This is a genomic window from Nocardia carnea, assembly GCF_029868855.1.
Lineage (GTDB): Bacteria > Actinomycetota > Actinomycetes > Mycobacteriales > Mycobacteriaceae > Nocardia > Nocardia carnea_A.
Genome location: NZ_JARWOV010000169.1, coordinates 1 through 9,298, shown reverse-complemented (window position 1 = coordinate 9,298; position 9,298 = coordinate 1). Strand labels below are relative to the sequence as shown.

Sequence of the window (9,298 nt, the reverse complement as noted above, 5' to 3'; positions counted from 1 at the left end):
GAGGAGGTCGGCAGCCAATCCGATCGCGGCGCCCAATCGGAACTGCTGCCCACGGTGCTGGAACGGATCGTGTTGGCGCGTGGTGGCGGCCGTGCGGATTTGCTGGGCGCGATGGCGGGGTCGGGGTGTGCGTCCGGGGGTATGGCCCGCCGCTTCTTCGTGCTTCGGGTGTTGGCGGGTTCCGGTGCGGGGTCGGCCCGCCGGCCCCCCGGGCCCACGACCCGACAGCGAAAACTGGGTGTCGCGCAGGCGCAGAATAAGGAGCGGAACTGATGAGCGGGCGGGCGACTCGGCGTGATTACATCGGTGATTCTGTAGCGAAGCAGTCTCTTCCAGACGATCTTGCCGCCGCGTTGGCAGCCTCCATGCACAGTTCAGACGTCTATCTCGTCCGGGCCTTCCTATCTGAACTGGAGGCTGATGCGCCCCGGGAGCGCATCCTGAGACTTTTGGAGACCCGGTTATCGCGCGTCCGGGAGAACGTGGATTACCGCGATGGTCTGGCGGCGTACCTCGGCGATGGAGACTCGGTGCGGGAAGAGGCTGGCCGCTGTCGTGGGTGTGGCCGCGAACTCGACCTGGCCCAGGAACCCCGGGTCGGCAGGCCCCGAAACCATTGCCGCGACATAAACCGCAGTAACAAATGCCGACAGCTGGCCTACCGCAACCGGAAGAGAGAAGCAGAACGCATGCAGGCCAAGCGCTGATCGCGGGCAGATATCCGCTCTCGACAGGGTCAGGGACGCTTCCGGCCCGGTAGCACGGTCAGCGCGCTGGGGCTGTCACGAGGACGATTCAGGTCCAGGAACATGAAAAATGTTAACAAGTTATCATGTTAGCGTTCTTCGTTTGTTGACATAGAACGCGGATTCTCGGTCTTGCTTGACATTGAACAAGCAGTTCAGAGCTTCGAGATCGAGACTGTGACACCGGTGCCCGACCCGAGAGTGGGCCGGGCACCGTGCATCCTGTGGTCCCTCAGCTATGCCAGGCAGCGGGTCACAACAGGTGGAGGGCTAGGTCGGCGATCACTGTGATCAATGGCCTAGCTTCTCCGTTTTCGGCGAGATAGACCACCAGGCGGTGGATGTTCAACGCCGTGTTTACTACGGTGAAGAGCCGCCGAAACGTCTCTCCTTGGTTTCCGCCCTCCCGGGGTGGGGGTGACGGAGGGCTTGGGTTCGTCCCCAAGGCGGTGTCCTTTTCTCTTCTGAGGGTGGACCCGCCGGCACGCCGACGGGGAGCGCACGACGAAGTCCGTCGAGCGTTTCCCGTCTTCGCGTCGAAGACCCACCTCCCGGATCCGAGGACGCGTAATGGAGGCGAAAACTCAAGCAGCGCAAGTGTAGCGACCCTCTTCGCCAGGACTTGTGCCCGTTTCACCATCCCACCGAGAGCCCGCCTCCATTCGAGCTGGTGGGACAACAATTCGCAGTTACCCGATGTCCATCTCGGTGTCGCTGCCGGCGGCTACAGTGCTGCGATATCCGACTGCCGTGCTCGTTCGAGGTATGGAGACGTGTATGCGAGGGCTTCTGTCTGTAGCGCGCGCGGTGGTCTGCGCCGCCGCTGTCGCCGTGGTGATTCAGCCCGGCGCCGGTCATGCCGAGCCGCCGGGGATCCCGGACGCCGGCGCGGCCCGCGCCCTGCTGGACGGGCTCACGGTCGCCGAGGAAGGCTCTGCCAGTGGGTATTCCCGGGAGGAGTTCCCGCACTGGAACACCGTCTCCGGGGAATGCACGACCCGCGAGACCGTGCTGCAGCGCGACGGCACCGGGGTCGCGGTCGACGCGGAATGCCGCCCCACGGCCGGCACCTGGTACTCCTCCTACGACGACCAGACCGTGACCGCTGCCTCCGATATCGATATCGATCATGTTTTATCCGCCCCCGCGTCGGGAGTGTGATCGAACCTTCTCTGGTCGTGCTGTCGGCAGCATAGCGGCGACAGAAGCATGAAACCAGCCGGTGCTGCGGGCGAATTGATCGCGACCACGCTGGGTGTTTCTTCTTGGAGAACGCCGGCGAGGACAGGCTTGGGTATCACCGCAAAGAGCCCTCGACCCTATGCCTCCACAGGATTCTGATCGTTCTGCTCTTGCGTCTGCGCCCAGGCGATCGCCCATTCGTCGAGCGGGCGGATGGCCTGAATGAGTGCTGCCCCCAGCTGAGTGAGCTCGTAGCCATCGACTGAGGGGGTGATGATCCCGCTGGACGTGAGTTCGCGAAGCCGCTGGTAGAGCACACTGGATGACAAACCTGCACACCGTGTCAGCAGGGCACGCGCGCCGAGCGGACCCGCACGCAGTTCCCAGAGAATTCGCAGCGCCCACCGACGGCCGAAGAGATCCAGCGCGGCCATGATCGGACGGCCGGTAGTCGATCCACGAACCGGTGTTCCTGGGCGTGGTGTCGGCATGACACTCCTTGCGTTTCGGTTTTAGAAACATTAGCATCCAACCCGCGTTTCTAATTCCGAAACAATCTCAAATGGGAGCTCCGATGTCGCGAATAGCCCTGCTGGAACCGCCGTACGCCGACCAAGCCGGTGCGCTACTCGCGCGCATGATGCCCGGGGACGTGCCGCCGATCGGGCTGTTCCGGATGTTCGCCCGGAACCTCCCGATGGCCGGCGCCATGCACGGATGGGGGCGCTACGAGCTGGGCCGACAGCTGACTCTGACCATGAGGGAGCGCGAGATCGCCATCGACCGGACATGCGTGCTATGCGGCTGCGAGTACGAGTGGGGCGTGCACATGATGATGTTCGCCGAACGGGTCGGGTTCACCCGCGAGGAGGCGGCATCCCTGGTGCACGGCGGCCCCGCTGACAACTGCTGGACGTCCGAGCGGGAACAGCTGCTTATCCTCGCCGTCGACGCGCTGCATGAGCATTCCGACATCGATGACGCGCTGTGGGCACGGCTCGTGTCGGTCTTCGACGAGCTCCAGCTGCTCGATTTGCTTCTGCTGTGCGGGTGGTACCACGCCGTCAGCTTCGCCGCGCGCGCTACGCGCGTGCCGCACGAGCCCGGCGCGCCTCGCTTCGCCGACTTCCTCCCCCTGGTCCGGTGACCCACCCTGATCGGTTGCCGATCTGGAGCTGTGGGCGGAAGAGCGGAAGCGGTCGGGACTCGCATCCGTCCCGCCCACATCACGACCGAGACCAACCGATGAGCGCTACCCCGGAGCACTCCGAGGGGCGGCTACTGGTCCCCGCTCTGATGTTCATCGCTCTGGTCGTGGCGGCAGTCGCCAGCCTCGGCGCGCCGCTGATCACCAGCGTGGCGACCTCGTTCCACGTCTCGCTCACCAGTGCGCAGTGGACGCTGACCGTCGCGCTGCTCAGCGGCGCCGTCGCGACGCCGGTCCTGGGCCGGCTCGGAGCCGGCCCGCACCGGCGGGCCACGATCCTGGCCACGCTGGCGGTCGTCGTCGCAGGCAGCGCGCTCACCGTGCTGCCGCTGCCGTTCGCGTGGCTGCTGGCCGGCAGGGCGGCCCAGGGGGTCGGGCTCGGGCTGACGGCGCTGATGATGGGCGTGGCCCGGGACCACATCCCCGAGGAGCGCAGCGCGGCCGTGATCGCCCAGATCTCGGTGGTCTCGATCATCGGGGCCGGCGTCGGCTACCCGCTGGCCGCACTGCTCGCCGAGCTCGGCGGGGTACGGGCCGCCTACAGCCTCACCCTGGTCGTCACCGCCGCCGCCCTCCTGGCCGCGTGGCGCGCCGTACCCGAAGCCCCCGAAGGCCGCTCCGCCCGCGTGGACGTGACAGGCGCGGTCCTCCTGGCCGCTGCGCTGCTCCTGACGCTGTTCCTCGCCGGCGAACGGAACCTGTGGAGCGGGCACTTCGCCGTAGCGGCCGGCCTCGCCGTCGTCGCGGTGGTGCTGCTCTGCGTCTGGGCCGTCGTCGAGCTGCGCAGCACGACGCCGCTGGTCGATGTGCGGGCGGTGCGGCATCCGGCGGTCGCTGGGGCGAACCTCGCCATGTTCGTCGGCGGGATCGGCATGTATCTGCTGCTCACGCTCATCACCCGGTACGCGCAGACCCCGCACGACGCCGGCTATGGCTTCGGGCTGACGACCTTCGTCGCCGGGCTGGTCCTCATCCCGTTCTCGGTGCTGGGGTTCGTCGCCGGCAAGCTCACGCCGCGGGTCCGGACGCGGATCGCTGACCCCCTGCTGCTGGCCGGTAGCGCCGTCGTGGTCGGCGGCGGGTTCGCCTTGTTCGCGGCGGCCCGGTCAGACCTGGCAGAACTGTTCGTGGCGATGGGCGTGCTCGGTTTCGGCGTCGGCGGGTTCTCGGCCGCGATGCCCGGCGTCATCCTGGCCGTCACCCCCAAGAGCGAGACGTCGAGCGCCATGAGCTTCAACTACGTCGTCCGCAGCGTCGGGTACTCGCTGGGCAGCGCCATCGGCGGTCTGGTCCTGGCCGCGGGCACCGGCCCGGGCCTCCTCTTTCCGCACGACGACGCCTACACCACCGCGGCGCTGGTCGGCGTCGCCGCGATGGCGATCACGGCGATGACCAGCCTCGCCCTCGCTCGCCGACGCTCGTCGAAGACCAACCCGTAAGTCACATGCACTCATTCCAACACTGGAGGTTCCATGCCCAAGGGCTACTGGGTCAGCGTCTACCCCACCATCGAGGACCCCGAGAGGCTTGATGTCTACAACGAACTGGCAGGTCTAGCCGTCGCGGCTGCGGGCGGGCGGGTGCTCGCCAGCATCGGCAGCCGGGTCGACGCACACGAAGCCGGAATCGCCGAGCGCGCCGTCCTGATCGAGTTCGACAGCTTCGAACAGGCGGTCGCCGCACGCGCGAGCGCGGCCTACCAGAAGGCGCTGGCCGAACTCCCCGACGGCTTCGAGCGTGACTTCCGCATCGTCGAAGGCCTCGACTGACCGAGGTCCAGTCGGATCTTCACTGAAGGACTCCGTCGGGAGTTTTATGCGCTGCCATGAGGTCGGCCACCGGCGGAAGGACACCACCGGTGGCCGACGGACATGACTCAGCCGGGCTCGTAGCGTGCCAAGCGCCGCCGAAGTTCCAGGTTCTCTCCGTGCGCAGCTTCGAGCGCTCTGCGTAGCTCGGCGGTGTGTATACGATGCTCCCGCCGTTCGTCTTCGAGTCTTCGGGCCAGCGCGCGCACTGCTGAGGACGACGACCCGCTGAGTTCCTCACCGGGTTGGCGCTGATTTCGGCCGAGGCCGGATTTGGCACGGTGGCGCTCGATTCGGGACCGCAATCGCTGGTGGCGGTAGAGGAAGTCGGTGCTGACCCCGGCCTCGCGGGCGACCGCGGTGAATGAGACACCTTTAGCGAGATAGTCCCTCCAGACGTCGATAACGGCCTGCCAATCAGCGCAAGTCCGCAGTTCGGCGTCCTCGGTGACGTGGCCGTAGAGATTGAGGGTGGTCTGAATATCGGCGTGGCCCAGCCGACGCGACACCACATGCTCCGGCACCCCGGCCAACAGCAGCGCCGTCGCATGCGAATGCCGGAACCAGTGCGGAGTCATCGCCGCGGGAAGCCCGGGAACCCTTCGCTTCATCGAGGTCAGATGCTTATAGATGCTCTCCGGCCGCAGCGGAGCGAACCGCCGGCCGCGATGCAGATTGCAGAAGATATAGGCGCGATCCCAATCCTCAAGTTCGACGTCGGCACCGGCCTCGCACAATGCCCAGACCCAGTCGCCATACAGACGATCTAACCCGGCGCCGACGTGGATACGCCGAGAGCCGCTCTTGGCGCGCTGACCATGCGGATGATCATCGCGCTCGACCACCTCGACCAGCGCGGTATCGCCCGTGCTGGTTTTCCAGTCCCGATGCTGCAGCCCCAGCGCCTCGCCGAGGCGGATCCCCGTCTCTTCCAACAGCGTCCACAACAGGCGATACCGCAGTTCGCCAACCCACCCGCCGAGCCGGCCGTCCCATCGAGCCTCCGCCTCCCGCAACGCCGTCATCTGGGCGGGCAGCAACACCGGCACCATCTGCCGTCGGACGCGGATACGGATCTTACTGCGGCGCCGGCCGTTCCTCCGTTCCACATGCTCCAAGAACGGCAGATAGCGACCAGGCGCCGCAGCCACCCGCTCCACCAGATCTCCGCCCAGCATGGCACCGCGCTGTGTCTGATAGCGGTAAAAGCTCATCACCGCCCGGGCACGCTGCGCGACCGTCGAATCCGCCAAGTGGTTGGCGTAAACGAGTACCGCGGGATCCGATCCGACCCCCCGGCGCCGCAACTGACCAACGAACGCCCCCCACCTCGGTGACTCCCACCCGATCCCACGGCTGCGCCCGATGCTCCAGGAACGTCCACCACAGTTGCAAGCCCTTCGCGTACGCCCTCACCGTGTTCGGCGAGTACTTCGCCGATCTCAGATACTCCAGGAACTGCTCTACCGAAGCCACTACCAGGTAGTTCGCGTCCAGCACTGTCCACGTGGACCCGTCGCCCGTGGGGACCCGCTGCGTGTAAGCCACTCACATTCCTCTCCGTCACGTCACGTACGTCAGCGGCGGAGAAGACCAACTACCGATAACCCGCCGCCGACGACCACCAACACGACCAGAAAGGGCCTGTCACAGACGTCAACGACACACTCAGCCGGGTACAGACAACACGTTGTCGCGCTGGCGGAAGCGTGGCGCTCCGGGGCCAGTGAATGGAGCGCCGAGCGGCGCGAGGAGTTCGCCAACGACCTGACCAATCCGCAGTTGATCGCGGTCACCGCATCGTCGAATCGTTCCAAAGGTGATCAGGATCCGGCGGACTGGATGCCGCCGAACCCGGCGGCCCACTGCACCTACGCGCAGATATGGGTCGGCGTGAAAATCGAGCTGGACATTGACGGTTCAGCAGGCCGAGAAGGACAGGCTGGCCACTATTCTGCAGGGCTGCTGACCTCTTGTAATCACCTTCGCGAGTGACGACCCCTCCGACCCTGTACCGTCCGCGCGGTCAGGGACGATAACCAGGCATGGTCAACTTCCGCAAGGCCGAGAAAAGCGCCCTCGACCAGCCGATCACCGCCATAGGCCACGACGGCGCTGTCACGTTCGACGGATGGTGGATCGATATCGAACGCACCGGCCGGCTCGCCCCAAGATCTCGGCGAAGGTCAACGGCTACGAGTCGAAGCGGATACCGCTGGACCGCGTCGAGCAGGTCGTGTGGAAGCGCCCATCGATGCTGATCAACGGCTACCTGGAATTCGTGGTCAGCGGCGAGCCGCACCCCCACGGCAAGACCACAAGCGCCGCGGCGAACCCCAACGCGGTCCTGGTGACCAAGCAGCAAGTCACCCGCTTCGAGCCGCTCTACACCGCACTACTGGAAGCGCTCGCCCATATCCGTACGGAGAACCCCGGCCGGTAACCGAGTCGGGCGCCTCAGCACCGCTGCAGGTGCTTGATGCGATGCACAACGCGCGTGCGTTACGAAACCCGGGCGAGACCCCCTGTGTGCTCGCTTTCATCGGCTCTTTAGGCCCGCGGCTGCAGTCCTCGATGGTGGGCACCGCATCGATGAGTTGAGTGACCGACATTGCCGGTTCGCTACCTAGGAGGCCGAGGAGGACCCTGGCCCCCGCGTCGCTAAACAGAGCCGTCGAGCTTGACATACCTGTAGGACTCTTCGGGTACGTCAAGCTCGGCGGCGAACCTCGCGAACCTCGTCCGCAGGTCACTTTTTGCGATCAGTTCGGCGAGAACCTCGGCAGGCAGCTCGCGCACGCACGCCAATGAGCGCGAGACGTCGCCTATCTGGGCTTCAACAAGTCGCCGAAGGACTTCGCGGGCGGCCTGACGGCGAGGTTCGGCGATATCCGGCCACGGGATCTGCTCATTGCTCTCCATGAGAGAAGTCTTCCGGAGCAGCGCTCAACTCTTTCCGGTTATCTCCGGAACGTACTTATACAGCGTGGTCCGCGAGACCGCGAGCAGCCGAGCAATTGAGGACACCGACTCGTCGGGCCGTACTGCCACCACCGCCGGCAGCCGCAAGGGGGACTTGACAACCATAGGAGCATCATGGTCGGTCCTCCGGTGGCAGGTCGGGCTTGCGCCAAAGCAGGCGTCGGGTTGGTGGCCGGAGTAAATGCCGCCCTATTTGATTTCACGGGACTTGACACGCCAGCCGGGCTGGGGCGCCTGCTCGATGAGCTTGTGCAGTTCGTGGGCGACGTGGAAGTCGGGCGTGGTGTGTGTACCTTCGCGGAGATCAGTCGCGAGATGCTGGTATACGCGTGCGACGTTGGCCGCTTCTCTCGGCAGTGCGCTGGCACCGTCCGCACCTACTGGGACGGGTGTCCACTCTGGCCGCTCAGGCCGGGATTCATAGAGATCGAGTTGGCCGATCTGTAGTTGCGCGGCCCCCGGGTTGGTTTCGGGCGCGGAGGCCAGTGCGAGGTTTGATTCAGTGCCGGCGATCTCGATGCGCGTCCTGGGCGCGGCTATGTCGCCGTCGTGCAGGTGGATAGAAACGATGGCGCCGCTGTCGAGTTCGGCGTGGGCGAGGAAATGGTCGGGCGCAGTGACGGTGATCGGCTCGCCCGTTTCGGCTACCCGGTGCTCGCCGGTTCGGATGGCCGGTCGGATGGCAAGGTCGCGGATTGGTCCGAGCAGGTGCTGCACGAGGTCGAGGGTGTGTCCACCGAGAACCTCGACCAGTCCGGCGCCGTTGCGGTGGTCGTAGGTGTAGGCCGTCCAGGCGGGAACGTCGCGCGTATTTCCCTTGCTGCGGGAGCTGTAGACGGTCGCGGACTGCACAGTACCGAGGCGACCGTCCGCGATCATCGCTCGCGCTCGACGGACGGTCGGCGAGAACCGTGCCTGCAAGCCGACTGTGCCATCAACACCCGCCCTCTCTGCGTCGGCGGCCAGCGCGGCGGCTTCGGCTGCCGTCGTGGCCAGCGGCCATTCGCAGTACACGTGTTTGCCGGCGTCGAGCGCGGTGGTGACCAACTCAACGTGCGTGGGCACCTTCACGGTGACGACCACGAGGTCGACGTCGGGATGCGTGGCAAGGCTGCGGGCGTCGGTGAACGCATGTCGTGCGCCGAATCGTGCACGCGCGGCTTCCGCGCTGTCTTCGCGGGTGGTAGCCACCGCAGTAAGTGCGAACTCGGGCAGTGCGGCGATCGCAGGAATGTGCGCACGCGCTGCCCATCCCCGGTCCGGGTTCGCTCCGAGGACGCCGACGCCGATCGGCCTGACCATTCCCACACCTCCATAAGCGGGGGGGACCGGGAGGGGGTGAGGACGGGTGAAATAAGGCGCAGAGAGTAGGC

Annotated in this window: 11 protein-coding genes and 1 pseudogene; 8 read left to right on the top strand and 4 right to left on the bottom strand. The window is 66.0% G+C overall.

Translation table 11 applies throughout. The features are described from left to right. From QH195_RS15145 to QH195_RS15135, 3 genes and pseudogenes are all read left to right on the top strand, one after another. Positions 1-273, top strand: a pseudogene (locus QH195_RS15145) (hypothetical protein); the annotation flags it as partial. Beyond that, positions 273-707 (top strand): hypothetical protein, encoded by a 435-nt coding sequence (locus QH195_RS15140; protein WP_280435835.1) that lies wholly within the window; start codon positions 273-275, stop codon positions 705-707. The pseudogene QH195_RS15145 and the gene QH195_RS15140, both read left to right, overlap by 1 nt. Before the next feature lie 816 nt (positions 708-1,523). After that, on the top strand, positions 1,524-1,907 hold the full coding sequence (locus QH195_RS15135) for a hypothetical protein (RefSeq protein WP_280435834.1): 384 nt from the start codon (positions 1,524-1,526) through the stop codon (positions 1,905-1,907). A 158-nt stretch (positions 1,908-2,065) separates the two neighbouring features. Here QH195_RS15135 and QH195_RS15130 read toward each other — a convergent pair whose 3' ends face one another. Continuing rightward, entirely contained in the window at positions 2,066-2,419 is a 354-nt protein-coding gene (locus QH195_RS15130) for a winged helix-turn-helix transcriptional regulator (protein WP_280435833.1), read from the bottom strand. 83 nt (positions 2,420-2,502) lie between these two features. Here QH195_RS15130 and QH195_RS15125 point away from each other — a divergent pair, with 83 nt between their 5' ends. The 3 genes from QH195_RS15125 (at position 2,503) to QH195_RS15115 (ending at position 4,904) form a co-directional block, all read left to right on the top strand. Beyond that, positions 2,503-3,075 (top strand): carboxymuconolactone decarboxylase family protein, encoded by a 573-nt coding sequence (locus tag QH195_RS15125; protein ID WP_195057895.1) that lies wholly within the window; start codon positions 2,503-2,505, stop codon positions 3,073-3,075. A gap of 98 nt (positions 3,076-3,173) precedes the next feature. Continuing rightward, a complete protein-coding gene (locus QH195_RS15120) occupies positions 3,174-4,574 on the top strand; it encodes an MFS transporter (RefSeq protein WP_280435832.1) in 1,401 nt (466 codons plus the stop codon). A gap of 33 nt (positions 4,575-4,607) precedes the next feature. Continuing rightward, entirely contained in the window at positions 4,608-4,904 is a 297-nt protein-coding gene (locus QH195_RS15115; protein ID WP_280435831.1) for a DUF1330 domain-containing protein, read from the top strand. 107 nt (positions 4,905-5,011) lie between these two features. Here the strand turns inward: QH195_RS15115 and QH195_RS15110 are convergent, their stop codons facing one another. After that, on the bottom strand, positions 5,012-6,196 hold the full coding sequence (locus QH195_RS15110; RefSeq protein WP_280435830.1) for a tyrosine-type recombinase/integrase: 1,185 nt from the start codon (positions 6,194-6,196) through the stop codon (positions 5,012-5,014). A 193-nt stretch (positions 6,197-6,389) separates the two neighbouring features. On the opposite strand from QH195_RS15110, the gene QH195_RS15105 reads away from it, so the two are divergent. Together QH195_RS15105 and QH195_RS15100 are read left to right on the top strand one after the other, a co-directional pair. Beyond that, positions 6,390-6,938, top strand: coding sequence for an HNH endonuclease family protein (locus QH195_RS15105; protein ID WP_432278394.1), 549 nt, complete (start codon positions 6,390-6,392; stop codon positions 6,936-6,938). Between the two features lie 136 nt (positions 6,939-7,074). Next, on the top strand, positions 7,075-7,386 hold the full coding sequence (locus QH195_RS15100; RefSeq protein WP_280435828.1) for a DUF4429 domain-containing protein: 312 nt from the start codon (positions 7,075-7,077) through the stop codon (positions 7,384-7,386). Between the two features lie 218 nt (positions 7,387-7,604). Here the strand turns inward: QH195_RS15100 and QH195_RS15095 are convergent, their stop codons facing one another. Both QH195_RS15095 and QH195_RS15090 read right to left on the bottom strand, forming a co-directional pair. Beyond that, positions 7,605-7,865, bottom strand: a complete 261-nt coding sequence (locus QH195_RS15095; RefSeq protein ID WP_280435827.1) for a hypothetical protein — start codon at positions 7,863-7,865, stop codon at positions 7,605-7,607. Between the two features lie 249 nt (positions 7,866-8,114). Next, on the bottom strand, positions 8,115-9,227 hold the full coding sequence (locus tag QH195_RS15090; protein WP_280435826.1) for a Gfo/Idh/MocA family protein: 1,113 nt from the start codon (positions 9,225-9,227) through the stop codon (positions 8,115-8,117). Positions 9,228-9,298 lie beyond the last annotated feature (71 nt).